This window comes from Cytobacillus purgationiresistens, from assembly GCF_030813235.1.
Taxonomy (GTDB): Bacteria; Bacillota; Bacilli; order Bacillales; family Cytobacillaceae; genus Cytobacillus; species Cytobacillus purgationiresistens.
Window position 1 is genome coordinate 79,676 of record NZ_JAUSUB010000017.1, and the last position, 26,739, is coordinate 106,414.

The 26,739-nt window shown below is 40.6% G+C and carries 26 protein-coding genes; 11 read left to right on the forward strand and 15 right to left on the reverse strand.

Features of this window, described 5'->3' with window-relative positions:
• Window positions 1–522 precede the first annotated feature (522 nt).
• Entirely contained in the window at window positions 523–2,010 is a 1,488-nt protein-coding gene (locus J2S17_RS17980; protein WP_307477153.1) for a peptide MFS transporter, read from the forward strand.
• 221 nt (window positions 2,011–2,231) lie between these two features.
• Here J2S17_RS17980 and J2S17_RS17985 read toward each other — a convergent pair whose 3' ends face one another.
• On the reverse strand, window positions 2,232–3,221 hold the full coding sequence (locus J2S17_RS17985; protein WP_307477154.1) for an ornithine cyclodeaminase family protein: 990 nt from the start codon (window positions 3,219–3,221) through the stop codon (window positions 2,232–2,234).
• Between the two features lie 54 nt (window positions 3,222–3,275).
• Entirely contained in the window at window positions 3,276–4,565 is a 1,290-nt protein-coding gene (locus J2S17_RS17990) for an MFS transporter (protein WP_307477155.1), read from the reverse strand.
• A gap of 331 nt (window positions 4,566–4,896) precedes the next feature.
• Here J2S17_RS17990 and J2S17_RS17995 point away from each other — a divergent pair, with 331 nt between their 5' ends.
• On the forward strand, window positions 4,897–6,066 hold the full coding sequence (locus J2S17_RS17995; protein WP_307477156.1) for an MFS transporter: 1,170 nt from the start codon (window positions 4,897–4,899) through the stop codon (window positions 6,064–6,066).
• Between the two features lie 283 nt (window positions 6,067–6,349).
• Here J2S17_RS17995 and J2S17_RS18000 read toward each other — a convergent pair whose 3' ends face one another.
• The 12 genes from J2S17_RS18000 to phnG all read right to left on the reverse strand — a co-directional run bounded on the left by J2S17_RS18000 (window position 6,350) and on the right by phnG (window position 16,528).
• Window positions 6,350–7,183 carry an ABC transporter permease subunit gene (locus tag J2S17_RS18000; protein WP_307477157.1) on the reverse strand — a complete coding sequence of 278 codons (834 nt, stop codon included), beginning with the start codon at window positions 7,181–7,183 and terminating at the stop codon, window positions 6,350–6,352.
• A complete protein-coding gene (locus J2S17_RS18005; protein ID WP_307477158.1) occupies window positions 7,183–7,968 on the reverse strand; it encodes an ABC transporter permease subunit in 786 nt (261 codons plus the stop codon). The genes J2S17_RS18000 and J2S17_RS18005 overlap by 1 nt, the downstream gene beginning before the upstream one ends.
• 12 nt (window positions 7,969–7,980) lie before the next feature.
• Window positions 7,981–8,745 (reverse strand): phosphonate ABC transporter ATP-binding protein, encoded by a 765-nt coding sequence (phnC, locus tag J2S17_RS18010; RefSeq protein WP_307477159.1) that lies wholly within the window; start codon window positions 8,743–8,745, stop codon window positions 7,981–7,983.
• Window positions 8,746–8,777: 32 nt separating this feature from the next.
• The gene (locus tag J2S17_RS18015) at window positions 8,778–9,812 is read right to left on the reverse strand and encodes a PhnD/SsuA/transferrin family substrate-binding protein (protein WP_307477160.1); all 1,035 of its coding nucleotides are present in this window, start codon (window positions 9,810–9,812) and stop codon (window positions 8,778–8,780) included.
• Between the two features lie 116 nt (window positions 9,813–9,928).
• Window positions 9,929–10,756 carry a PHP domain-containing protein gene (locus J2S17_RS18020; protein WP_307477161.1) on the reverse strand — a complete coding sequence of 276 codons (828 nt, stop codon included), beginning with the start codon at window positions 10,754–10,756 and terminating at the stop codon, window positions 9,929–9,931.
• Window positions 10,753–11,463 carry a phosphonate C-P lyase system protein PhnL gene (locus J2S17_RS18025; RefSeq protein WP_307477162.1) on the reverse strand — a complete coding sequence of 237 codons (711 nt, stop codon included), beginning with the start codon at window positions 11,461–11,463 and terminating at the stop codon, window positions 10,753–10,755. Before J2S17_RS18025 ends, J2S17_RS18020 begins: the two co-directional genes overlap by 4 nt.
• Window positions 11,460–12,665: a phosphonate metabolism protein PhnM gene (gene phnM, locus J2S17_RS18030; protein WP_307477163.1), complete on the reverse strand. Its 1,206-nt coding sequence runs from the start codon at window positions 12,663–12,665 to the stop codon at window positions 11,460–11,462. The genes J2S17_RS18025 and phnM overlap by 4 nt, the downstream gene beginning before the upstream one ends.
• Before the next feature lie 13 nt (window positions 12,666–12,678).
• Window positions 12,679–13,518: an ATP-binding cassette domain-containing protein gene (locus J2S17_RS18035; RefSeq protein ID WP_307477164.1), complete on the reverse strand. Its 840-nt coding sequence runs from the start codon at window positions 13,516–13,518 to the stop codon at window positions 12,679–12,681.
• A complete protein-coding gene (locus J2S17_RS18040) occupies window positions 13,511–14,377 on the reverse strand; it encodes an alpha-D-ribose 1-methylphosphonate 5-phosphate C-P-lyase PhnJ (protein ID WP_307477165.1) in 867 nt (288 codons plus the stop codon). Before J2S17_RS18040 ends, J2S17_RS18035 begins: the two co-directional genes overlap by 8 nt.
• Window positions 14,374–15,483, reverse strand: a complete 1,110-nt coding sequence (locus J2S17_RS18045) for a carbon-phosphorus lyase complex subunit PhnI (RefSeq protein WP_307477166.1) — start codon at window positions 15,481–15,483, stop codon at window positions 14,374–14,376. The genes J2S17_RS18040 and J2S17_RS18045 overlap by 4 nt, the downstream gene beginning before the upstream one ends.
• Window positions 15,484–16,083, reverse strand: a complete 600-nt coding sequence (gene phnH, locus J2S17_RS18050; RefSeq protein WP_307477167.1) for a phosphonate C-P lyase system protein PhnH — start codon at window positions 16,081–16,083, stop codon at window positions 15,484–15,486.
• A 22-nt stretch (window positions 16,084–16,105) separates the two neighbouring features.
• Window positions 16,106–16,528: a phosphonate C-P lyase system protein PhnG gene (gene phnG / locus J2S17_RS18055; RefSeq protein WP_307477168.1), complete on the reverse strand. Its 423-nt coding sequence runs from the start codon at window positions 16,526–16,528 to the stop codon at window positions 16,106–16,108.
• A gap of 307 nt (window positions 16,529–16,835) precedes the next feature.
• Here phnG and J2S17_RS18060 point away from each other — a divergent pair, with 307 nt between their 5' ends.
• The 3 genes from J2S17_RS18060 to J2S17_RS18070 are packed head-to-tail and all read left to right on the forward strand — an operon-like array spanning window position 16,836 to window position 20,264.
• Entirely contained in the window at window positions 16,836–18,140 is a 1,305-nt protein-coding gene (locus tag J2S17_RS18060; protein ID WP_307477169.1) for a spore germination protein, read from the forward strand.
• On the forward strand, window positions 18,130–19,200 hold the full coding sequence (locus J2S17_RS18065) for a GerAB/ArcD/ProY family transporter (RefSeq protein ID WP_307477170.1): 1,071 nt from the start codon (window positions 18,130–18,132) through the stop codon (window positions 19,198–19,200). The genes J2S17_RS18060 and J2S17_RS18065 overlap by 11 nt, the downstream gene beginning before the upstream one ends.
• Window positions 19,197–20,264 carry a Ger(x)C family spore germination protein gene (locus J2S17_RS18070; RefSeq protein ID WP_307477171.1) on the forward strand — a complete coding sequence of 356 codons (1,068 nt, stop codon included), beginning with the start codon at window positions 19,197–19,199 and terminating at the stop codon, window positions 20,262–20,264. Before J2S17_RS18065 ends, J2S17_RS18070 begins: the two co-directional genes overlap by 4 nt.
• A gap of 56 nt (window positions 20,265–20,320) precedes the next feature.
• Here J2S17_RS18070 and J2S17_RS18075 read toward each other — a convergent pair whose 3' ends face one another.
• Complete coding sequence (locus tag J2S17_RS18075) at window positions 20,321–21,028, reverse strand: GntR family transcriptional regulator (RefSeq protein ID WP_307477197.1); 708 nt, start codon at window positions 21,026–21,028, stop codon at window positions 20,321–20,323.
• Between the two features lie 277 nt (window positions 21,029–21,305).
• Between J2S17_RS18075 and J2S17_RS18080 the strand changes: the two genes are divergently transcribed.
• From J2S17_RS18080 to J2S17_RS18105, 6 genes are all read left to right on the forward strand, one after another.
• The gene (locus J2S17_RS18080) at window positions 21,306–21,644 is read left to right on the forward strand and encodes a heme oxygenase (protein WP_307477172.1); all 339 of its coding nucleotides are present in this window, start codon (window positions 21,306–21,308) and stop codon (window positions 21,642–21,644) included.
• Window positions 21,645–21,828: 184 nt separating this feature from the next.
• Window positions 21,829–22,512: a response regulator transcription factor gene (locus J2S17_RS18085; RefSeq protein ID WP_307477173.1), complete on the forward strand. Its 684-nt coding sequence runs from the start codon at window positions 21,829–21,831 to the stop codon at window positions 22,510–22,512.
• A 4-nt stretch (window positions 22,513–22,516) separates the two neighbouring features.
• Window positions 22,517–23,521, forward strand: coding sequence for a sensor histidine kinase (locus J2S17_RS18090; RefSeq protein ID WP_307477174.1), 1,005 nt, complete (start codon window positions 22,517–22,519; stop codon window positions 23,519–23,521).
• A 101-nt stretch (window positions 23,522–23,622) separates the two neighbouring features.
• Window positions 23,623–24,384 carry an ABC transporter ATP-binding protein gene (locus tag J2S17_RS18095; RefSeq protein ID WP_307477175.1) on the forward strand — a complete coding sequence of 254 codons (762 nt, stop codon included), beginning with the start codon at window positions 23,623–23,625 and terminating at the stop codon, window positions 24,382–24,384.
• A complete protein-coding gene (locus tag J2S17_RS18100; RefSeq protein ID WP_307477176.1) occupies window positions 24,374–26,317 on the forward strand; it encodes an FtsX-like permease family protein in 1,944 nt (647 codons plus the stop codon). Before J2S17_RS18095 ends, J2S17_RS18100 begins: the two co-directional genes overlap by 11 nt.
• A 105-nt stretch (window positions 26,318–26,422) precedes the next feature.
• Window positions 26,423–26,716: a hypothetical protein gene (locus tag J2S17_RS18105; RefSeq protein WP_307477177.1), complete on the forward strand. Its 294-nt coding sequence runs from the start codon at window positions 26,423–26,425 to the stop codon at window positions 26,714–26,716.
• Window positions 26,717–26,739 lie beyond the last annotated feature (23 nt).

The window sequence follows — 26,739 nt, forward strand, 5'->3', positions numbered from 1 at the left end:
AATCGATGATAAAAGTTACCAAACCGTAAAAACGCAAACAAATAGCAAACTTCCGTATACTTGTATTCGCTTCATGTATACATTTGTTTTATATTTGCATACATACTGATTTAATAATAACTATACACAATTGCATACATGTTTACATTATTGTATGCAATTGTGTGCAAATATGCATACTTGTATTCTTTTTTGTATTTAAGTAAACATTGATGTATACACACGCCTCTTTCTCTCTCTCCACTACAAAACAGAATAAAAATATCCCTCATATAGAATACTTATATTAAGTCATTTCCACCTATACAGAGGTAGATGCGTAGCCATTTCTATCGAAAATAAAATAAATGAATATTTCAAAACGAAATAATTGAAATACTATTTTAAAAAAACTTAATTTAATTCTAAAAAGACTGTTATATCAATAAATATACGTGACAATGCTAGAAAAACACATAATTTCTTTTTGACCAAAATTAAGTAAATCGTTATTATAGTATAAGTATAAAAGGAGGCCCAACTATGACAGATGAAAGACAGAAAATTGTGGATAGTGTGCCCCAAAAAGGATTCTTTGGACATCCAAAAGGGCTATTTACACTTTTCTTCACAGAATTCTGGGAGCGCTTCTCATATTATGGAATGAGAGCCATCCTAGTTTATTACATGTATTACGAAGTATCTAAAGGTGGACTAGGACTCGATCAAACAACTGCTCTATCGATTATGTCCATATATGGTTCACTTGTATATATGTCCGGTATCATTGGCGGCTGGTTTGCAGACCGAATATTTGGTACATCAAAGGCCGTATTCTATGGCGGCGTGCTTATCATGCTTGGTCATATCGCGCTAGCTATACCTGGAAGCATTGCTTTATTCTTTGTTTCAATGGTATTAATCGTACTAGGTACAGGCTTATTGAAGCCAAATGTATCAAGTATCGTAGGTGATGTTTATAGTGAAAATGATGATCGCCGCGATTCTGGATTCAGTATTTTCTACATGGGTATTAACCTTGGGGCATTCATTTCCCCACTAATCGTTGGACAGATGATGATCTACAGCTTCCATTTAGGATTCGGTGTAGCAGCAGTCGGGATGTTCATTGGTTTAATCGTATTTCTAGTAACAAAGAAAAAATATCTTGGCCTTGCAGGAACCAACGTACCAAACCCACTCGCGCCAGATGAAAAAGGCAAAGTATACACAAGAATTGGTATCGGTATTGCTGTAGTTGCGATTCTAGTTGCAGTCGGGATCCCTACAGGCATGTTAACTTTCGATAGCTTTATTGCTCTTGTTGGGATATTAGGTATAGGGATTCCTACTGCCTACTTTATTGTGATGTATCGCAGTAAGAAGACAACAGATGTAGAGCGTTCTAGACTCATCGCCTACATACCATTATTCATTGCAGCAGTAATGTTCTGGGCCATTCAAGAACAAGGTTCAACCATTTTGGCAAGTTATGCTGATAATCGAACAAACCTTCAATTTATGGGCTTTACGATTTCACCAGCATGGTTCCAATCATTGAACCCATTATTCATCATTACATTGGCACCTATTTTTGCATGGCTGTGGATGAAATTAGGTAAACGTCAGCCTACTATTCCGCAAAAGTTCTCATTGGCACTATTATTTGCAGGGCTATCATTCTTAGTAATCTTACTACCTGCATACTTTGGTGGATCTGATTCTCTAGTAAGCCCACTATGGCTTGTACTAAGCTACTTCATTGTAGTGCTTGGAGAATTATGTCTATCTCCTGTTGGCTTATCAGCAACAACAAAATTAGCACCTATGGCATTCTCTGCTCAAACTATGAGCCTTTGGTTCTTAGCAAGTGCAGCTGCACAGGCCATTAATGCCCAAGTCGTTAAGTTCTACTCAGCAGCAACTGAAATGGCTTACTTCGGGATCATCGGTGGTATTTCCATCGTACTATCCATCGTGCTATTCATGTTAGCACCGAAGATCCAAGGATTTATGAAGGGTATTAAATAAAATAGTACAGGGTGGTCCAATAATATGGATCACCCTTTTTTGATGATTGAAATGGTTGGTAGAAGATTACTAAGAGGAAACAACTAACAATGATGCTTTTTCAAAATGGCAATCTCATCCTCTAGCTTCCTAAGCCTGCGATTAATCAATATTCATTTTCTTAATAAAATAAAAAACGCTAGCTCATAATAGCGAGCTAGGCGCAGTGTTTCATCATTATTCTATACCTCTACTTCCGTTCCCACTCCAGCTTTAATCGCTTTCTCATAAACGGAAGCTGCTGCAGCAAGATCAAAGTAAGCTGCACCTACAGATTTAAAGAAAGTGATTTCGTCATCTGCTTCTCTTCCTGCAATAGTGCCAGCAGCCAATTCTGTCAGCTCGCCATGAAGAACGGAAAAGCTCCACTTCCCTGCATTAACTGGGATGATAAAGTCTCCAGCTTCATCCTTCACTCCTTCAATCGTATCAGCAACTATTTTCGAACACCTTTGCAGTGTTTCTAAATCAACTTCCTGCATATGAGGAAGATAAGACCCCACACCATTAATATGTGTACCTGGTTTCAAAGAAGCTCCTGAAAAAACCGGCTGCTCAGATCTGGTGCTACAAATGACAATATCGGCTCTAGCAACCGCTTCATCGGCGTTCTCAGCAATCGCCACGCTCCCCTCAAATCCAGGCACAATATCTGAAATCCTGTTGCCAAATGCTTCTGCTTTATCTACCGTACGATTATACAAAATGACATGCTTGATAGATCTGACCTCACAAACAGCTTGAAGCTGTTCCTCTGCCATTGCCCCACAGCCAATGACTGCAACCGTTGTAGCATTCTCCTTGGCTAAACGCTTTGTCGCCACACCGCTGATTGCCCCTGTCCTTAACCTTGTTAAATAAGACGCATTGATACAGGCAACATGCTCCCCATTATTAGAATCACTCAATAAAATGACACCCTGAGTGGTTTTCATCCCTTGATTTGGATTTTCCGGAAAAATTGTCACGACTTTTACTGCGGATTTTCCAATGGGCTCCATTGCACTCGGCATATATAAAGCAGACGCCTTTTTAGAAGGAAAATCTAATACAGTACGATGCGGATTTAGGATTTCCCCTTCTGCATACGCAATTAATGCAGCTTCCATGTCTTGAATCGCGTCCTTCATTGAATATAAAGAACGAATTTGCTTCTCTGATAAAATAAGCATAAAATCCTCCAATCTTGAAAAGGGAATCGCATAGGCGAATCCCCTTATAAAAGCTTAAGCTACTTCCTCTTCATCAAGCTCCTTGTTGCTGCGTTCACGTACCGCAACAATGGCAACAAGTGAAATCACTGAACATAAGATGATATATAGTGCAACAGGTACATAAGAATTATCGAAGGCTGCTAACAGTGCTGTGGCAATTAGTGGAGCTGTACCACCTGCTAAAGCAGCTCCAATTTGATAACCTAAAGTAATCCCAGTATAACGGACATTGGATTTAAAGATTTCTGAGAACATCGTACCGAGTACGGCTGTAATCGGCGCCCAAATGATACCTAGCCCAATGACAGTTGCTACAATTAACCAAGCTACTGTGCCCTGATGCAGCATCCAGAAATACGGGAACGCAAACAGTGCCATTAATACTGTACCACCTACATACAGCTTTTTGCGACCAATCTTATCCGATAAGCTTCCCATGATCGGGATTAAGATGGTTGTGACAATCGTACCAATTGTCACGGCCCCTAAGGTAGCCGTTCGCGAGAATCCTAATTGTGTCGTGGCATAGGAAACGATAAATGTTCCAAAGATATAGAAAGGCGCTGTTTCAACGACTTTCGCCCCTACTGAAATAATTACTTCTTTCCAATGAGTACGCATTGTCTCCACAAGAGGAACCTTTGCGATTTCGCCACTCTCTTTTGCTTTTTTAAACGATGGTGTTTCATCGATCCCTTTACGGATCCATAAACCGAAGAATACTAGCAACGCACTCATGATAAACGGTACGCGCCATCCCCAAGAAATAAATTGGTCTTCGGGTAAAAGCGTCATAATTGATAATGCGATGGTACCTAAAAGCATACCGATTGTAACACCCATTTGCGGAATACTTCCGAATAATCCACGTTTTTCTTTTGGCGCATATTCAACTGCAAGAAGAATAGCTCCACCCCATTCTCCGCCAAGACCAATCCCTTGAATTAAACGCAAGATGATTAATAGAATAGGTGCCATTACCCCAATCGATTCGTACGTAGGCAGAAAACCCATTAAAACCGTTGAACCACCCATTATTGTCAATGTTATAACTAGTGTCTTTTTCCTGCCAATTCTGTCACCAATATGGCTGAAAATCACGCCTCCAAGCGGGCGAATGAAGAATGCCAATGCAAAAGATGCATAAGCTAACATCAAACCTACCGTCGGATCGTCACTGTGGAAGAAATATTGGTTGAATACAAGTGCGGCAACAGTTCCATATAGAAAATAATCAAACCATTCGATTGAACTGCCAACAAGACTGGCAATCAACACTTTTCTGTTTTGTTTCTTCGACATCCAGGTCGTACCCCCTATAAATGAAATAATAAAAAATTATGACTTTTAAATATCTTAGTATAATTATACAAAAAAATCTATATTTTTTTCATTATTTTTAAAAAAGGGAAAATATAGATAAAATCAGATAATAAATGATAAAAAATATATATTGATATATTAACAACCGATTTGCAATCAGGGCTATTAATTGATTATTAATGGGAATACTAAGTTAAATAAGGCAGAATTATATCAATTTGTTTCTTTGCCTTTCTTTTTTCATATTTTTTCCTTATGATATTTATGTAACTGAATTATGTTTTTATTTGAATATTGGAGTGACTACATAGTGGAAAAGAAAAAGGCATTACCTATACTCTTTGCGGTGATGTTCCTTGTGATGTCAGGGTTTGGAATCATCATTCCAGTCATCCCGTTTTACGCAGAGGAAATTGGTGCCACACCAGCACAGCTTGGTTTATTGATGGCGATTTATTCTTTGATGCAGTTTATTTTCGCACCCATGTGGGGGCGTATTTCCGATCGTTACGGGAGAAAACCAGTCATTATGATTGGGATTTTAGGATTATCACTCTCCTTCTTCTTAATGGCGTTATCTAATGACTTATGGATGTTATTTGTTGCTAGAATTATTGGCGGAACACTTTCAGCAGCGAACATGCCAACTGCTATGGCTTATGTAGCAGATATAACAACAGAGGAAGACCGTGCAAAAGGAATGGGCATGATCGGTGCGGCGACTGGACTTGGCTTCATTTTCGGTCCGGCTATCGGCGGTCTATTTTCGCAAACAAGCATGAGTGCACCCTTCTATGTTGCAGGTATTTTATCCTTCATTACGAGCTTATTTGTCCTATTTGTTTTAAAAGAATCACTTACAGAAGAAGCGAGGACTAAGCAAGGCGCCAAAAGACCTTCCATACTTAATGCCTTCCAAGGAACGACTTCAGTGTTATTTATACTGAATTTATTCGTATCCCTCTCACTCGCAGGGCTTGAAGCAACTTTCGCATACTTTGCTTCACAAAAAGCAGGGCTTGGTATCGCTCAGCTCGGACTAATTTTCATGATTATGGGATTTGGATCTGCACTTGTGCAAGGCGGACTTGTCGGCAGACTGTCAAAGAAATATGGTGAGGGTACGGTCATTCAAGGCGGGATGATTGTTTCAATTATTGGGATGGCACTTATTCTTACAATTAGCAGCTTTACTACAGCTGCCATCTTCTTAACGATTTTCGGTATGGGGAATGGTGCAATTCGGCCAGCAGTCTCATCCTTACTAACAAAATCTTCGCAGACAGGACATGGAAATATAACTGGATTGTTATCATCATTTGATTCTTTAGGAAGAATTATTGGACCACCGCTTGGCGGGTATCTTTTCAGCATTTCCATCGGTTTTCCTTATATCTCTGGAATCATTTTGTCCGTGTTTGCACTGCTCCTTTTTCAAGTATATAAAGCTAAATCGCCTAGTAAAAGTCTTGAAGTATAATAAAAAGATGAAAGCGCTCTTGCTTTCATCTTTTTCATTAGATAAAAAAGTATAAAATTCCCAATTAGAAAAATGTCCAGTTCCTACCGCCCATCAAACTTCCGGTCTCCTCCCTACGATAAGTCAGCATCGGTTCGCTATCGCTCAGCGTGTTTCCTTTATCGAAAGAACAAGCCCTACCAGTTTGAGGCCCACAGGATATGGTTCATGCAGACGTTGCCACAGGACGTTGCGCCCTTAGTCTGCGATCATTGATAGAGCAAGCCGCCCAGCGCTTTTCTTATTATGAAGAGAAATAGCGTTTTTTTAAGTGAGTCGATGCTACTTCTAACACGATTGCTACTAGTAAAATAGCGTAAGTGATGAAGCCGACCTCACGCAGATCGAAGTAAAAGCCTGATGCCATAAATAGCTCGAAGCCGATTCCGCCTGCGCCTGCAGCTGCTCCCATTGCTACGGCCACTGAAAAATTGATTTCAAACCTTAAAAATGTCCATGATAATAAATAAGTCGAGGTCGATGGCAGGACTGCATGCACGATGGTATGCCACCAGCCTGACCCTGTTGATCTTAGTGCTTCAAGCATCCCCTTGTCTACTTCTTCAAAAGCCTCCGAAAACGCCTTAACTAAATAGGCAATCGAGTGAAACAACATCCCAAGAATGGCTGCTTCACTTCCTAACCCAGCTGCAATGGCAAAGATTAGCACCCATAGGACGGTTGGAACCGCACGGATAAACGCAACGAATATTTTAATTGATTTTGACACCCATTTATTTGCTAAATTCACCGCAGACCATAAGGCAAGGAAGAACGCAATCACAGCTCCTAAAATCGTCGCAATCACAGCAAGGGAGATCGTAACACCTACCTGGAAAAGGGCTTCTCCCCAGCTAAAGTGATTAAGTGACGGTTGTAAAAACATGGTTCTTAAATTAACAGCCGTTTCCATTATTGCCCGTCCGATTTCCAAGCCAGTATAATCGAAGAAGAGAAAGGCGGTGACGGTTAATAAGGTCAGGCTAAGCACTGTCCAATTAATAACACTATTCACCCTATTACCTGCTTTAATGTTGATACGGCCTGCTTTATCCCTTTTCAAATAAACCGAGTCCATTATAAGATCACCCTTCTTATATGATTAGAAGCCAGCTCTATAATGATAACCGCTGCCACGATAAGCAGAGTAATTAATGCGACGGCTTGATAATCCAGCATTTTATAATATAGGTCAAATGCATAGCCAATTCCTGTACCCGTTAATATGCCGACCAATGTCGCACTTCTTATATTCGTCTCGATCATAAACAGGATCCAGCTAATCATTTGTGGCAAGCATTGGGGGATAATTGCTTTTCCGACGACCTGAAAGTAGGTGGCGCCTGTGGCTGTGAGGGCTTCATAGGCACTGCTGCCGGCTTCATCGATCGATTCAATGAATGCTCTTGTTAGAAACCCTACCGTCCCTACAAACAGGGCTAAAAATCCTGTGATAGAGTTTTGTCCAAATGACAGTAATAAGATGAGTGCCCAAGCAACTACAGGAATATTTCTGGCGAATGAAGCAATTAAACGGGCTAAAGTACTAAAAAAGCCGTTAACTGCAGTTGTTGTGGAGCCCGCTATTCCCAGGAAAAGAGAAATAGCGGCGGCTATTGTGGTTGCTGCAATCGACATAAAGATTGTTTCATTTAGTTTTTCAAGTATTTTCGGAAGCTTCGCTAGCGTGTCGGTTGTAATAATTAGGTTCTCAGCCATCCATATTAGTGCCGTCGGTATCGTTGCCATCCCTTCAACTAGATTGAAATCTGTCATATAGGCAGAAATGAATGCCACACCGATGATTAATAGGAAAAAGAGAATTGAGTGTAGTTTCCTTCGCTTAAAAGCCTTCTCATTCATCGCAATAGCCCCTTAAACTGTAATTAGCTCTCTTGTTTCCATCCCATAAACTCTTTTTATATATAACTGATCCAACTGGAAATTTGATCCATCGAACACGATGCTGCCATTATTCAAACCAATGATGCGATCAGAATACGATTGAGCTACTTCTACTTGATGCAAGTTCACAATACAAGTAATTCCCATCTCTTCAGAAATCGATTTTAAATGGTCCATAATCACCTTTGATGAATGTGGATCAAGTGATGCGATCGGCTCGTCACATAGAATCAGCTTGGGATTCTGGATGAGCGCCCGGCAAATGCCGACACGCTGCTGCTGTCCGCCGCTTAACTGATCACATCGTTTATAAGCATGCGCTTCGATACCCAGCTTTTCAAGCAGATAGAAGGCCCGCTCCTTCTCCTCTTCGGAAAACCGTCCTAATACTCCTTGAAGCGTTGATTTATAACCAAATCTTCCATGAAGGACGTTTTCTATCACAGTTAAACGGGGAACGAGATTATAATGCTGAAAAATCATTCCAATGTTTGTTCTTGCAGCTCTCAGTTCCTTTTTCCTGAGCTTCAGTAGATCCTGTCCACCAAACAGGATTTCTCCCTTGTCAGCCTGAACGAGACGATTGATACAACGTAATAGTGTTGATTTCCCTGCACCTGATGGACCAATAACTGAGAGAAACTCGCCAGTTCCAGCAGAAAAGTTGATGTTTTTTAAGACTTTCGTATCTGTTTGGTAAGATTTATTCAAGTCTTTCACTTGGAGTAAAGACATCGCAATCGACTCCTTCATCTTTTTTCATATAACTATTTGGATAGCTCACGGATTGGATCAAACCATTTATCTTCCACAGGTGCAAATCTTTCATCGCCTGTTTTGAAAAATAGAGCGGATTCTCCTGAGTCCTCAGGAACAAAGATTTTTTCATTATTGGCGACTTCATCAGCTGAGAAATAGTCCTGCAGCTTCTTAAATCCTTCTTCACCTAAGAGGTCCATGTTTCCAACAAATGGTGCATTTAACACTGGTGTCACACTGATTAGGATGAACTCCTTCCCTGTAACCGTATTAAAGGGTTCTGCTGCATCGTCTTTTACCCGATAGACTGAACCAGGGCGGTTCGGTTCACCTTCTACAATCTCAACATAATTCTCTACACATGTATCACAGAATGCTGCTACATCAGCATTTCCATTAAGTAGATTAACCGCTGATCCTTGATGGGAGTTTCCGAAAAGTACTTGTGAGAATAACGGACCGCCCTCCATGAGATCAGTCTCTGCTAAATTTTCATCGGAGAAGTGCGAGATAATCCCTGATGAGGGTACTTTAAAGCCTGAAGTGGAGCTATTTGAAACGAATGACATTTTTTTCTCAGCGATCTTATCTAGCGAGAACTCTCCTGCTTCTTTGAAGTCTTCTTGATCATCTTTATTGACTGCTAACCAGCTGTAGTAGACGGCATCATCCAGCGTGCCTGAGCTGCCTGTTGGAACGACTAAGGGCTTGATGGCCTCGTTTCTGTTGTTTGCTTCTATATAGCCTTGAGCACCCATGAAGGCAAGCTCCGCGTTATTATTCACGAGCGTCTCTATCGCGATTGCATAATCGGTTGTAAGATGATGCTTAACTTCTTGACCAGTCGCATCTGTGATTAATGCACCAATTTCATCACGTGAAGATTTCATATCAGATCCAGACTCATTGGGATACCAAACAATATCAATTTCCCCATCAGCTGCCTCTGTATTCTTTCCCCCTGTACCACTGCTTTCTGAACAGGCTGCCAATAACAACATCAACATCAAAACTAAAATAAAAACCGGGCTCTTCCTTCTCATCCTAATCACTCCCTAAAAGCTATTTTTATACTCTAAAGCATCCCTTTGGCAGTTTCATTTAAACACAGAACTCCCGCCAGATGTTTGAATTTACAGTCTTTTTACAAGAACAAAACCTACTTCACAAATGGCGGACAGAATGGGTGCCTGTCACCTACAAATTTCGACAAATCCCCTGGTTGGCTGGGGGGACCGAATGCGCCGTGGTAGTCGGTTCCGCCTGTTGTGATTAGGTTGTGATGCTGGCTTAGGGTTTGTATTTTTTGGTGATCGGTTTGGGTGTGGTCTGGATGGTACAGTTCAATTCCGTCCAGGCCAATAGGAACAAGTTCAGGGATTAGATCATAGGAGTCTAGCTGACCTGGGTGGGCAATGACGGCGAGCCCGCCATCGGCCTTGATGGCACGAATGGCATCGAAGACGTCAGCGTATATGATGTCACCTGCTGCCACACCATCCCCTTTAAATAGTGACTGGTATAAATTCTTATATTCACTAGAATGATAGGGTGCATCTGTTAACTGCCTCATAATATGCTGCTTATAAATAACCTTGCCAGGCATAACAGACGCAAGAATTTCATCAGGATTAAGCTCAATTCCACTTTTCCTTATTTGATCGATTTGCCATAAGGAATGGGCATGTCTTCTTTCAAGCACTGGCTGGCAAAGTTCCTGTATATGTGAGGATTGCAGAACATAGTCATATCCCAGCACATGGACTTTGCGATTTCTTTTAAAATCGAAAGCCGAGATTTCAATTCCTGGAATAATTGTCATGTCATAGGCTTCACCCAACACCTTAGCTTCTGCCAATCCAGCCACTGTATCATGATCGACAAAGCTGAGATGTGTCACATGTTGTTCTCTTGCCTTTTTCAGCACTTCCTCCATACTATCCGCACCGTCAGAATAGTGACTATGCACATGCAAATCAGCAATCATATGAATGCTCCAGCATTTGTATATTTTCTTAGCTTCATATCAAACACCTTGTCGCAAAGACCATCCATAAACTCGATATCATGAAACACACCTGCAAGCGTCGTACCATCAGCTTTTAGTTTTTCAATCACTTCACGCACCTTTAGCTTTGACTGATGATCTAAGCTCGCTGTGGGTTCATCCAACAGTAAGAGACGCGGCTTCTTCACTGCTGCCATCGCAATATTTAACCGCAGCTTTTCTCCTCCTGAAAATGTAGTAGGATAGGTATCCCATAGCTTTCTATCAAGTTCAAAATGTGACAGGACATGCTCTGCTTCCTCTTTCGCTATCGATGGCTCCTTCCCCATCTCTAACACAGATTGTTCAACGAGCTGCCTCGAGGTCGTCCTCGGCATCACATTTAAAAATTGAGAGACATAACCAATTTCATATTTCCTTAAGTAAAGGATTTGCCGCTCTTCGGCTTTTAAAAGATCCACTTCACCATACTTCTCGGAATCGAACAGGATGCGCCCTTCATCCGGAAGATAGGTACGGTAAATGCTTTTTAAGATCGTAGATTTTCCGCTTCCGCTTTTACCAGTAATTCCAATGAATTCACCCTTATCTACCGAAAAGTTAATCTCCTCAACCGCTTGGATGGTTTGATGTAGATGAGCGATGTTAAACTTCTTTCCAAAACCCTCGATTCTCAAAAATGTCATCCTAATACCTCCATTCCCGCTGGTATTCTGCGATAGTTTGTTTGCGTAAGGAGATCACCGTTTACCATTGTGGCAGTGAGCATTGGGTAACCATCACCTAGTCTCTCGATAATGAGAATATCCGCTTTTTTTCCGGGCTTGATGGAGCCTATTTCTTGATCCAGCTTTACCGCTTTTGCAGGATTTAGCGTCACCATCATAAACATCTGGTGAAGATCATGCCCGTATTTTTCATGAAGGGCAAATACAGCATGCAGCAATGCCGGAGGATAATAGTCACTGCATAGAATATCTGCGCTTTTATGTTCAATCGCTTCTGCTGCAGATAAATTACCAGAATGAGAACCCCCTAATAAAATGTTCGGTGCACCGACGATTGTCTGAAGCCCACATTTCTTCGCTTTTTCAGCCACCTCTAATGTAATCGGGAATTCACTGATGGTCGTACCAATTGATTTCACCAAATCGATTTTTCGCACATGATCATCATCATGGGAAGCGACAGCAATGCCATGAGATAACGCAAGCTCGGCAACCTCTTTCATTTTCTCCATGTTCATAGTGGGACTATTGACTCGATCACTAATAATGTGATCCAGCTCTTCCTCAGTTAAATCACGATAGCCCCGCAGTGTATCGCGATAAATTTCTAAGTCGCGATACTGCCCTTGACCTGGTGTATGGTCCATAAATGAAAGCAAATGGACTTTCCCCTCCTCAATATTGGAAACAAGACGGTCAATTTCACCAAGGTTATCTATCTCAAACCTGGCATGCAGTCTGTGACGAATTAAATGGGGCTGATGATGGGTTGCATGAATGGCGTCCACTAGCCGTTGCACATTTTTGGGATAACGCATCGGTTTATGGGTAAAAATATCCTCGCGATAGAATGATAGCGAGTGAAACATTGTAGTAATTCCATTGCCGATTAATATTTTTTCCGCTTCTCGCAAGCTCATATCGACGTCCATCATACTTGTAGGCCTCGGGGAGACAATGGTTTCAATATAGTCTGAATGAATATCAATAAAGCCTGGAGAAATATACCCTCCCTTGGCATCAATTAATTCGGCCAGCGGGTATTGATTGATCTCATTCTCTCTTATAATGGCTTGAATCGATTCTCCTTCAATAACCACCGCATAGCCTTTTACAATCTCTTTTTCCATCACTATTTGACCATTATGGATGACAAACATTCTATCCCTCCTCCTAAAGCAGTGAATAAACTAACTGCTGTGTATATGGGCTTTGCGGATCTTCTAATATTTGATCGGTTAAGCCTTCTTCAACTACCGCACCATTCAGCATGACAAGTGTACGGTCGGCAAGCATCCGAATGACCGCCAGATCATGCGATACAACAATCATGCTAATGCCTAGTTCCCTCTGAATCTTTTTAATTAAATCTAGAACACTCGCTTGGACAGATAAATCAAGCCCTGTCGTTACTTCATCTAAAAAGAGGACTGGCGCTTGATTGGAGAGTGCCTTGGCAATTTGTACACGCTGCTGCATTCCGCCCGAAAAGCGTCTCGGCTCTTCTTTCATGCGAAAAAGCGGGATATGAACCTTCTCAAGCAAGGTTTTTCCGATTACTTCCATTTCTGCAACATTGCGGCCCCCCGCAGCAATGAGCTTCTCAGCAATATTCCCAATCGCTGAAAAATCCATTTTCAAACCTTTCATCGGGTTTTGATAGACCATGCCGAAATAGTGATTACGAATATATCGCTTTTGCTGATTGGATAAAGTGAATACATTTTCTCCATCAAGGTCTGAAATATTGATGGATGCCTCCCCGGCAGTCAATTCTTCATCAAAATAAAGACATTGCATCAAAGTCGATTTACCACTGCCGCTTTCGCCTACAATCCCCAATATTTCCCCAGGAAATAAATCAAACGATATATTTTGACAAGCATAGACCGTACGGCAATGCGGGCAATAGTTTTTTTCCAACTGTCTACCGATAGGATTCTTGCACATTCTGCAGCCAGGACCAAACTGCTTCTCTAAATTTCTAACGGATAACATTGGTTGTTCATGCATAGTTATTCTCCACCTCTGCCTTCTCAGCTTGATTCAGTCTTTCCATGCAATAGCTGGTGTCATTGCATTGATAGCTTACTTCACCGGTATCTGCCGCAAGCACTTCATCCAGGAACACATCACTCGTACCGCAAAGACGACATTGCTTGCCTGAGAAGGACTCGACTTTAAATGGATAATCATCGAAAGCAAGTGAACGCACATCTGTAAAAGGCGGAACCGCATAGATCTTCTTCTCTCTGCCTGCTCCAAGAAGGATCAGAGCCTCAGACTGATGCATTTTGGGATTATCAAACCTTGGAATGGGGCTGGGCGCCATCACATAACGATGATTCACATAAACAGGGTGGTCCGCTCCCGTAGTCGTTCTTCCAAACTTCATAATCTGTTCAAAAAGCTGTAACCACGCACCGCTATATTCCTCTTCAGAATGGAGGATTTTCGTCATATATTCTCTTGCCTCCACATCGCGAAGCGGCTCTGGTGCCGGAACTTGCAGGACGAGGATTTGATTAGAATCCAGAGGAACCTCAGGAATCCGATGCCTTGACTGAATGATTGTTGCTTCCTGTGTCAGATCTGTTACCTCCACACCTGTTGTCGTCTGCACAAGCTTCTTAATACTTACTGCATTGACTGATTCATCCGATCCTTGATCAATCACCTTTAATACATCCTCACAGCCAATGATGGAGAGCGTGATTTGCAAACCGCCAGTCCCCCAACCACGGGCAATTGGCATCTCCCTTGAAGAAAACGGCACTTGATACCCAGGTATAGCAACTGCCTTTAAAATTGCGCGGCGGATTTCTTTTTTAGATCCTTCATCAAAAAACGCAAAGTGATGATTTGTCTTCATTGGCTTGCCCCTCCATTCCTAACTTGCCGAACGCTATCCAGCTTTGATTGGAAAGTGACATAGTGAGGGAGCTTTAGGTGCGAAATAAAGCCAGTTGCCTCCACCGAATCAATATGAAGCAGGACAAATTCTTCATCATGTGTTGGAAAAGGAGAACCCGGATGCTCTAAACATTGATCAAGAATACTCATCGCAATCGCCTTCGTCTCATTTTGTCCATAACAGACGCCGTATCCTATCTCAAATTCCATTTCATCTTCATTTTCTTCATTCTTCACTTTAACGGGAACGAAGGATTCAACTTCCGTCACTTCCATTTCACCAATATAATAATGATTCTCTTCAATATCCATGTCTTCATACGGGTGACCGACATATATAGGAACATTGCCGACTCGCACCTCACCGACAGTTGGATGCACCTGGCCATAGCCGCGTAATGAAGCATAGCCCAAAGCAGTCACAGCCCCTGTTTGTCCACGAGTCAATGTTTGCAGCTTTGCACTTCTAGGAGCAGGAAATTGAATACTTTGCTTAGTAATATCAAATGGAACCTTTTCATCTTTTTCATACGTCTTAAACAGCCCTTCTTCGCGAAGGTAATCGACTACCTTTGGAAAAAATTCTGGCTGCCTGCCCTGCTCGATTTTACTCAATTGATCCTTATAGTCCAGGAGCCACTTCTCATTTTCATCAGAATCCTCATCCAATAAATTGAAATCGAGTAACCTATGTGTATAGTCAGTTGTCGCGCCTAATAGCTGGCCGCCAGGAATGTCCTTAAAGCTCGCTGATATTCGCCTTTTCGTGAACATCGCTTCTGTCTCAACCGTTTCGCTGTAATAAAGACGGGGCAATGTCGAGCGATGTGCTCTCATAAGAAACACAGCTTCCTCCATGCTTCCCCCTGCCTGCTTAATTGCAAGCGCCGCTAAGTAAGGTGCGTACAGGCTGCTTTCCGACATCACTTGATCAACAAGTGCCTTCATTGTTGCGAGAATGTTTTCCACTTCAATGATTTTCCCGCCCTGCAGTCGCTCGTATTGGAGCCTGTTTATTGAAGCTTCAATGGCTTCTGTTCCACCTTTTACAGCCACATAGCCCATTTATTTCACCTCTTCCGCATGTATGACAGTCGTCGTTCTCGGCAAGCAAGCGAGCTGGCCGACCTCGTCAGTGAAGAGGAGATCAATGCCGGTGGGGTACTCTTTGATTTTCTCTTGTCTAGCTGCCGTCATGGCTAGCGTGAAGCTGATGTGAAGTTCTGCTTCACTCCGAATGCCCGGACCAGATAACGTCAATCCCCCTTGATTAGAAAGGTGCTCCTCTTCAATAATCCAAGTAGCTGAACCATTCGGATCAATTAATGACCCGTTTTTACAGACAAGCATGGCGTCAACAAGCTCTCTCTCTGCGCATCCCTTAACCGCTATGATAAAATCTGCTTCTTCTATAGGGGCATGCTGTGCCAATGTATATTGTGAAATCTTTTCTTTCAGCTCTATTTGATCTGCTGGCAGGATATGAAAGGTAACCTCTGCATCAAGCAATGTTAAAGCCGCTAATAACGTCGTATCATAACAAGAGAGTTGCCGTTTTTTTGACTCTTCATTAACTGTAATTGTTGAAATCGTACCGGGCTTTGCCATACTATCCAATATCTTTCGGAAAACATGCTGCGTGTGATGTATTTGATCGATCCCCATGCGCTCTCTCCCCTTTCATCCGTTAAACATCCATTGTGTGAAACTGAACCTTTGTTTTAAAAATCTCTGCTTGTTCTTTTGCTTGGTCAACTAGCAGCTTTTTCTCCAATTTCATCAGCTTTTCGTCCCATTTCAAGGAGATCGGAAGGTTGACTTGATAAGCTGCATCAATAACTGCCAAATGCTGCGCAAGGTCGTCCTTCATACCAACGACCAGCCCGATGCCAATCTCGCCTTTTATCTCCACCTTCGCTTCAGTTATTAAAACCTCTCCGATGTAAAAAAGAGAATTCTTCGCAGTCTCACGCATTTTTACCATCGTCAGTCCATATTGAGGTGCTAAGATTTCACTAACTTGGTATTTCTGAATCACCTCAGCGGCCATTTCCTTCGCCAAGGAAGGGCTCCCTTGGATGAGAATTTTTGTCCTTCTTCGTCTATTCATCAGCCAGACCTCCTCTACTTCCTCATCGTAACTTGGCGCCAAGCTGCTGTGTTTTAAGATATTTTTAATTTTCTGTAAATGTTATTTACCTTATTTTCACAAAGACGCTTTAAGATGTATTCTGTTGAAGCTTGTGTGAATCATCATAACAAGATAAAAAAATAGCCCATGCATGAGCTTGAGCAGTTTCGAGTGGATATAGAAAAACTAAAGGGATAGATTATTTGAATCACCTATCTTTACTGAATAAATCCTATAGAGGAGTAAATGCTAACTATATTAAGTTTTTTTAGGAGAATTATGATTTATGACTCAGCCATTTATGAAAACGATAAAACAGCTTCAAGAAGTCCATGCTGATATAAAAATAATTGAACGAACAGTAGAAGAACAGTCTCTCGCTATCATTTTTTTGGAATCTATTGTTGAGACAGCTTTATCTTTGAGTTATTTAGAAACTTCCTATTTTGAGTTTGATAAATTGCCTACTTTACAATGGCAATCTACTGATGTTCCTCAGGTAATCCAGCACTTATTTAAGGGCGAGATTCTGCTTTACTTGAAAGAGGAGGATACCTTTGCAACCTTAAACGCTGTTCATCAGCCTATTAAGCGTTTTATTGATCAGCCGCAAAACGAACAAGTGGTTCAAGGACCTCTAGACTCCTTTACCGAGGATATAAACATTAACATCGGCATTTGCCGGAATAAAATCCAGACCGAATACCTGGAAACCTATACTGCTGTTGCAGGTCAAACGCGGAAACGCAAATTTGTTTTCCTTGCGATGCGTAATGATCCAAGTATTCCGTTTATAAAGAAACTGATTAAACGACTGGAAAAGAACCAGGGAGAAATAAACCATCTGAATGATATTAATACAGCGATTCAAATACCCCGCCATACGCTATTGCCAAGGATAAGCACAACTGAATTGCCTACTAACGCAGTAGACTTTCTGCAAAGGGGAAGAATCGTATTCTTTATGGATGGCTATCCATTTGCTCTAATGCTGTTTAAAACGGTATTCGATACCTTTAAGCAGCCAAACGATTTGAACTACCCCACTTTTCTTTACCATGCTATTTATGGTATTCGCATTTTAGGCATCCTAATTGCCTTATTGCTACCAGGTTTATATGTAGCGTTAGTTACTGTGAATCCGGAAATGATGAAAATTGAACTGGCCTTAACGATTATGGAAAGTCGTTTATTTGTGCCATATCCCGCATTTGTTGAAATCACTATTATGCTGATTCTTATCGAGCTGATTACTGAGGCCAGCGTTAGGCTTCCAAGCAGTATTGCTTCTACGTTAGGTATCGTTGGGGGAATTATCTTAGGACAGGCAGTTGTTGAAGCACAGCTTGTTTCCAGCATTCTAATTATTATTATTGCAGCGACAACCATCGCTACAGGTACCGTTGTTGGTTTTCAGCACTCTGTTTCTTTGCGGTTCTTTAAGTACTTGCTTATCGCAACTTCTGCTTTCATTGGTATGCTTGGGCTTTTAATCGGATTACTCCTTGTTTGTGCTTACTTAGGACGAACGGAAACATTTGGTGTGCCTTTTATTCGCTTTGAGAAGGAAGGGGTTAAGATTGAAGATTAATACAATGTATATCATAGTGACATTGCTGCTTTCCCATATTGGCTTAGTTTCTCTATTTTTCCCTTCACTGGTTGTGGATACAGTTGACCAAGGTCATTGGCTTGTTATTTTACTATGGTCTTCTTTAAGCTACCTAATCTTTTACTTTTATGTTTTTGGCTTGAAGAAAACAGCCCCCCATTCAATTATTGAAACCTTTAGCCAGCGAGGAAAAAGCTGGTTGTATATTGGTCTTCTTCCACTATTTTTCTTCCAGCTCATTTTAGTAGTCTTATCTCTAAGAACTTACTCGGAGTTCACAGCCAACTTACTCTTAAGTGAAACACCGGTACCAATGGCAATGGCTGTCTTTCTGATCCCATCACTATACATTGCCTGTGGTTCATTTGAATCTATTCTACGGACCGGCTTTTTAATATCAATCATTGTTTCACCTATTATTTTTATTATCTTGCTGTTTTCATTGCAAAATACACATTGGACAAATATCATGCCACTCAGCCCACCTGGCCTAGATGCTATATTCGACAAATCATTTATTGATGGGCTCTTCATTCAGGCGCCAGTTTTTACTTATTTAGGGTTTATCCCGAGTAAAATAAAGTATAATTCCGGAGCTGTATTTTATTTTGGTTTATTAGGGATTCTTTTTGCCTTTATAGCCGTCTACATTCCTTTGGCTATTTATTCTCAAGAAGCGATAAGTCTTTTCTTATTTCCTTTTCCAGCTGCACTTGATACCGTTCATATAGAATGGTCTGTATTCGAACGCTTAAGTGTCGTCTTCTGTTTAATCTTAATTATTTTTGCTGTTTTATTCTTGGCTATGACTCTTTTGACTATACGCCTGCTGTATCAGGCATTTGTGAAAGCTCAAACCACCCACTCTATTATCTTCTTAATTATTGTCTCTATTTGCTTATACATATTTGCTTATTTACTTGTTAACTGGAATCAGGTTGAAAGAGCGGTAACATGGAGTACACCGTTGCGCATCTATACATTTGTCAGCATTCCCCTTGCCCTTTATTGGCTGGGCATAAGGAGGAAAACAGCATGAAGCAAATGCGTTTACTAACATTCTTTATACTGTGTTCCACGCTATTACTAAGCGGGTGCTGGGATACAAAAGATATTAATCACCGAGCCCTCCCCGTTGTTATGGGGATTTCTATCGATGAGAACGACGAGTACCATGTCCTTTTTTCTATTCCCATCGCTATAACTGGAGACCGCCGGCTTGTTCAGGTAGTTGAAGAGAAGGCGCCAACATTAACTCGGGCAATTGATACCTTAAGAGTCAATATGGAAAATAGTTTAGATTTATTGCATTTAGAATTAATTATTTTTGATATGAAGACAGCCCAAAAAGGCATAGCTGATGAGATAGAAGCGATTATCCAGATGGATGAGTTCTCGAGCACCCCAACTGTCGCTATCTGCGATGAAGATATTAGCGACTTCTTTTTTAATACAAAGGATTCTTTTGAACAAAGCGGGAATCCCTTATTTAACTTTTTCGAAAAAAACTCAGGCTGGACTAGCTACCAGCCGTTATCGCGGGTATGGGAAGTGTACCAAAGCATTCATTCACACACACGTGATGTCACTTTGCCTGTCGTTCAATCAAGCACGAACACAACCATCGAATACCTTGGCGGTGTAGCGTTAAAGCAAGGAGATGTGGCCTTGCAGCTTGAACCTCCTGAAGTATTAATCTATAACTTTGTTACCAATCAATCGCAGCGCAATGCCAGGGTAGAAATTGACAAAAAGACAGCAGTCTTCCCCCAAAAAGTAAAACCAACATTTACTGCTGAAGTAATAAATGGTCGCCCTGTGTATCATCTTAATATTGAATTTATTATTGTTGTAGAAGAGTCCGAGGATCATTTATCAGAAGTGGAAATCATTGGGAGATTCAATGATCTGATGGAAAGACGATTGCTCAATCTATTTGTAAAATTACAACAGGAGCATGCAGACGTACTTGAAGTTGGGCAAAAATTCCGTGCAAAATATACCTATCATGAATTAGAACATTGGCGTGATGAACTCTATCCAATGACAGACATATCTGTCTCCGTTCAAACTCAGATAAGGAATAGAGGAAAAATAAAGTGAGCTCAAAATAACCAATTCGAAAGGCAGAGGCAATCATTCCTCTGTCTTTTCAGCCTTTATTTCATTGTGATATCATATTTGAATTTATCACTTCGATATACAATTTTTGTATATTCCAGTACTTTATCAGAAACTTGATCGACACAATCACTTTCAACCATAATGAGCGGTGTCATATTATTGCATGCAAGCTGCTGCTGTTCTTCCAGTGTCGGAAAAACAACGCTCAATAACGCCTGAGTGCTTGTAAAATCCTGATAGCCTTTATCGCGATAATAGGCGAATAACGAAGTGAGATTTGGTCCATCCACCCCTATTTTGGGGAATACTGACTCGCTTAGGAAGGAATGATGTATGGCGATGGGAGCACCATCAATATAACGAACTCTGGAGATCTTATAAACCGCAGTATTCACATCAGCATGAAGACGTTTATACATACGCGATGACTTTGGCTCCTTTTGACAAAACACGTTTTCTGTTCTTAAATCATATCCGGAAGCAAGCATTTTATCAGTGAAGCTTTCCTTACCTGTTAAATGCAGCTGGATTTGCCCAGATTTATCCTGAACATAGCGGCCCTTGCCTTTTTTTGTATAGACATAGCCTCTTTCCTCCAATTTCGTCAATGCTTTCCTTACAGTCATTCTTGGAACATCATATTTCTCAGCTAACTCATTTTCAGAAGGAAGCTTTTCCCCGGGAGTCAGCTGGTTAGACATCAACTTCTGCATCATCTCATCTATAATAATTGTTTCTTTCATCACCGATCAACCTCCATCTTCATTTTACCAAAGAAAAGGTGGGGTTCGCTTTGGTAAAATGACATTGCTTGATCATAATAAAAAAAAGCAGAACAAAAAATGATGCTCGGCTTTTTGTCCTGCCTTTAAAGTATTATATATAGATTTCTCCGCCAGCACAGTTAACAACTGTACCTGTTAACATACAATACAAGCAAATTACCTTCGAAAAATGCTAAGAAAGTATATAATAAAAATGAAAACGAGTGATAGGTTAGTAAACAAAGGAGGAGTTTCTATGTATATTGTTACGAATAGAATCAAAATGAAACCTGGCTTTGCAGAAAGAATGGCCCCAAACTTCACAAAGCCCGGCCCGCTCCAAGAAATGAAGGGGTTTGTAAAAGTAGAAACAGCGATTACACAAAACCTCACTGACTATGATGAACTAAGCGTGAACATGTATTGGGAGGATTTAGATAGCTTCGAAGCATGGAAAAACAGCGATATCTTCAAACATGCGCATCAACGTCCTGACCCTGCTCCAGGTGAAGAAAAGAAAGAATCGCCAATGATCAGCAGCCAAATTGTTGTAGCAAAGGTTGCTACAACGGTGGAAGCGATAACTAGTAAATAAATGCACAACAAAATAGGCTGTTTAGATATCATATTCCAGACATCTAAACAGCCTATTTTTAGATTCTTCTTAAGATCCCTCTTCATTGGAAACAATAAATTATAGCATTTCAGCTCCTATGGCATAAAAATTGGAATTCCTATACAATTATCACAAAATAGTTAATACAAGTGTGGTGTAGCTTTTGTTTAAAATTCTCTTAATCGAAGATGATGTAACCCTGTTTAATGAAATAAAGGAAAGACTATCACAATGGTCTTATGAAGTATTCGGAATTGATGATTTCTCACAAGTTATGCAAACATTTGCAGATGTGAAGCCTGATTTAGTGATTATTGATATTCAATTGCCGAAGTTTGACGGTTTTCATTGGTGCCGATTAATCCGCTCACATTCGAATGTTCCAATTATCTTTCTCTCCTCCAGGGATCATCCAACCGATATGGTCATGTCGATGCAGCTTGGGGCAGACGATTTTGTCCAAAAGCCGTTTCACTTTGATGTGCTCATCGCCAAGGTGCAGGCATTACTGCGGCGCGTCTATAATTACGGTGCTGAACAGCCAAATTTGCAGACATGGTGCGAGGCAACCGTAGATTATGAAAAATATACGATTTCAAATGCTAACGGATCGATTGAGCTAACAAAAAATGAAATGTTTATTTTAAAGAAGCTGCTGGAGCAGAAAAATAAAATCATCGGAAGGAACGAACTGATCAAAAGCTTATGGGATGATGAGCGCTTTGTCAGTGACAACACCCTAACAGTGAACGTCAATCGCCTCCGTAAACGACTGGATGATATCGGCTTGGGCGGACAAATACAAACAAAGGTTGGCCAAGGCTATATTGCCTTGGAAGAGGTATAATGCGATGTGGCTAGCCTATCTAAGGGAAAGATTAAGCTGGATTCTCCTCTTTCTCTTTCTGATCGTTTTAATGACCTTCATTGCTTATATTGATGCTACCATTTCATTATCATCCATTTTGTACATTGCCTTTTTATTTGTCATCATTTTTCTCATATTCGTTTTCATCCGTTATCAAAAGGAAACACGCTATTATAAAAGCTTGGAGGATTGGGAGAATAGTTTAGATATAACAAATATCGCAGCTGGAAACAGTCCGTTTGAAAAGATCATCGAGGACAGTCTCGATAGCCAAACGGCGAAGCTCAACCACATGATTGATCAAAAGCAAACGGCACTTGAACAAGAAAAGGACGATTTGCTTTCATGGATTCATGAGGTTAAAACGCCGTTAACTGCGATGCAATTGAAGATTGAGCGCTTAGAAGAAGACACTTTGAAATTGCAATTATCTTACGAGTGGCTGCGCGTCCACCTCCTGCTTGATCAGCAGCTTCACCAAAGCCGAATTCCTTCGATTGAAAATGATTTGTACATAGAAGATATTCAACTAGATAAACTAATCTATAAAGAAATTCGCGAGTTACAGCCCTGGTGTATGGAAAAAGGTATTGGCTTTGACATCGATTTAAAAAAGAATGAGCTTTTAAGTGATGCGAAGTGGCTCGGATTTATCATCAGACAACTGCTGACTAATGCTGTGAAATACAGTGATTCAGCAGATATTGAAGTGAAAAGCGCTATAGTTGAAGGGAAAAATATCCTTACCATCAATGATTATGGACGAGGCATTGCAGTCAAGGACCTGCCGCGTATTTTTGATCGCGGCTTTACTTCGACCACAGACCATACAGGTCATGCGGCAACTGGGATGGGCTTATACTTAGCACAAAAGGCAGCAGATGCACTTCATATACAGATTTCCGTTGATTCTGAGCTTGCAAGAGGAACCACTTTCTCATTAACCTTTCCTGAGCAAAATGAATTCGTACGGATTACATGCATGTGACAAAAACGTCACATGCTCTTCTCATTTGTTCGAACAATCGAGGGATAAAAGAACGCCACCCTTTTACAATTAGACTATCAACATTTAAAGGAGAGCTGATTATGAACATTTTAGAAGCTAGTAAAATTCATAAAAGCTATGGAAATAAATTTAATAAACAAGAAGTGTTAAAAGGGCTGGACATTCAAATCGAACAAGGAGAATTTGTGAGCATAATGGGTGCTTCCGGCTCTGGGAAAACAACTTTGCTCAATGTTCTTTCCTCTATTGATAAAGTCAGTACAGGTTCTATAACGATAGAAGGCAAGGAAATGACAGGCATGAAGGAGAAGCAGCTTGCCGAGTTCCGCAAACATTACCTAGGGTTTATTTTCCAAGATTATAACCTGCTGGATACACTCACTGTGAAGGAAAACATCCTATTGCCCTTGTCGATTACAAAGGTATCGAAAAAAGAAGCCAATCAACGATTCGAATCGCTTGCCAATGAATTAGGCATTTTGGATATAAAAGATAAATACCCGAATGAGATTTCCGGCGGGCAAAAGCAGCGCACATCTGCGGCGAGAGCATTCATCCATGAACCAAGCATCATCTTTGCCGATGAACCAACCGGTGCGCTCGATTCAAAATCAGCGTCAGATTTATTAAATAAACTCAGTGATTTAAATAAAAAAAGAAAAGCAACGATTATAATGGTCACGCACGACCCCGTCGCTGCGAGCTATTGCAGCCGCGTAATTTTCATTAAAGATGGACAAATCTATACGCAAATTAATAAAGGGGACGAAGGGCGGCAGGATTTCTTTAAGGACATCATGAAAACCCAAGGAATCTTAGGCGGTGTGCAATATGAGCGTTAATCAGCTTATTTTCCGCAACTTAAAGAAAAACATAAAGAGCTACTATCTCTATGTTTTTGCGCTTGCCTTTAGCGCTGCCCTTTATTTCGCTTTTGTCACCTTGCAATATGATCCTTCGATGGATGCCGCAAAGGGCACAGTTAAGGGTGGAGCTGCAATGAAGGCTGCGTCCGTCCTACTTGTAGGAATTGTTTCTGTCTTTCTGGTCTACGCCAATAATATATTTATTAAACGCCGCAGTAAGGAAATAGGGTTATTTCAACTAATCGGAATGACAAAAGGGAGAATCTTTCGTATTTTAACGGCGGAGAATTTCCTGCTTTATTTCTTTTCTTTGATTATCGGGGTTTTCGTTGGCTTTGCAGCCTCTAAATTAATTCTCATGATTTTGTTTAAAGTGACGGGTGTCGAGGATATCGCTACGCTGCAATTTTCTTCAGAGGCACTGATTCAAACGCTTTTTGTTTTCGCAGCTATCTATCTATTGATCATGGCAATGAACTACTTCTTTATTAAAAGCCAAAGTATTCTTTCATTATTTAGAGTCAGATCCAGCTCGGAAGAAAGAGTCAAAGGCGTCTCGATTGCAGAGATTCTTGTCGGGATTTTGGGGATGCTATTGATTGCCATAGGCTATTATGTTTCATCCAAACTCTTTGGCGGAGATTTTGTCACCATAACAGAGCTGTCTATTGCCATGATCTTTATTCTAGCTTCAGTCATTATCGGAACCTATTTATTTTATAGAGGTTCAGTTACTTTTATCGCCAATTTGATTAGGAAAAGTAAAGGCGGCTACTTGAATATTAATGAGGTACTATCTCTGTCCTCCATCATGTTCCGCATGAAATCGAATGCCTTATTATTAACGATTATCACAACCGTATCGGCGCTTGCCATCGGGTTATTGTCACTCAGCTATATCTCTTATTATTCAGCAGAAAAAAATGCATATGATGCCGTTCTTGCTGATTTCTCATTCATAAATACTGAAGATGGTTCACTATTCAAACAAGCATTAGATGAAAACGAGATTGCCTTTAAAGAAAAATCCATTGAGGTCGTACAAGCGGACTTGGATATGACAGATATCATAGATGCTAAATTAGAAGAAGGAATGAATTTAGACCCAGCCTCTATGCCAACCCCTGTTATTAGCGACAAAAGTGTCCCAGGAATTGACCTTCAACCGAATGAAACCTTTTATATGGGCTTAGCGGATCTGCTTAATCAGTTCATGGGATTCAAAGATTCAGGTAATATCTCCATCAAAACAACAAGCGAGGAGATTCCGCTCACCTTTTTGGGCATCGATAAAGACTCAGTTATTCCCTTTTATTTCACTGGAGGTGGTGTACCAACAGCGATTGTAGACGACACTGTATTTCAAAAGGTTAAAGAGAATCTTGACCCTGAACTTCAGCTCGAATCGATGATTTACACCGGAATCGATATTAAAGAAAAACAAGAAGTAGAAAAAGCAAACAAACTATTCAATGAACAAACCTATAAGATGCAAGCTGATTCATTAATTGATATGCTTCAATCTCAAAAAATGATTTACGGTCTGACCATGTTTATCGTAGGCTTCTTAGGCCTAACCTTCCTTGTCACTTCCGGCTGTATTCTTTACTTCAAGCAAATGGATGAAAGTGAAGAGGAAAAAGCCAATTACACGATCTTACGCAAACTAGGATTTACCCAGTTTGATTTATTAAAAGGGATTCAAGCTAAGCAATTATTCAACTTTGGCATTCCCCTGTTGCTTGGATTGCTTCACAGTTACTTTGCCGTTAAATCCGGCTGGTTCTTCTTCGGCAACGAACTATTCACTCCGATGGTTATCGTCATGGTATTATATACAGTTCTATATTCTATCTTCGGGATTCTATCTGTTCTGTATTATAAGAAGGTTATCAAAGAATCGTTATAATTTTTAGAAAACTATCAGGCGAACTATACTATAATAATAGTGGACAATCAAATATGATTATCCACTTTTTTTTTACTCTATTACAATTTAAAAGGGAGAAGATGAATGAAACAAAGTACATTTTTCATTGGATTACTACTATTCATAACCGCTCTTGGATTTGGGTACTACCATCTCAATGGCATGAAGACAGAAGGATATACAATCATAGAAGAAAATCATTTGCTAGAAGAAGAAGGACAATTTTACATTGTTTTAGACGGAAGGAAAGTTAAAGTGACAAAAGACCAATCCGAAAGTGTAGTTCTTGGTGAATGGCATCATTTTAAATTTGGCTGGAATACACTTCTCAATCACAGTGGAAAATTGGAAGAACTATACCTCGATATAGATAAATAATTATTGAGGGAAGCAAAACGATA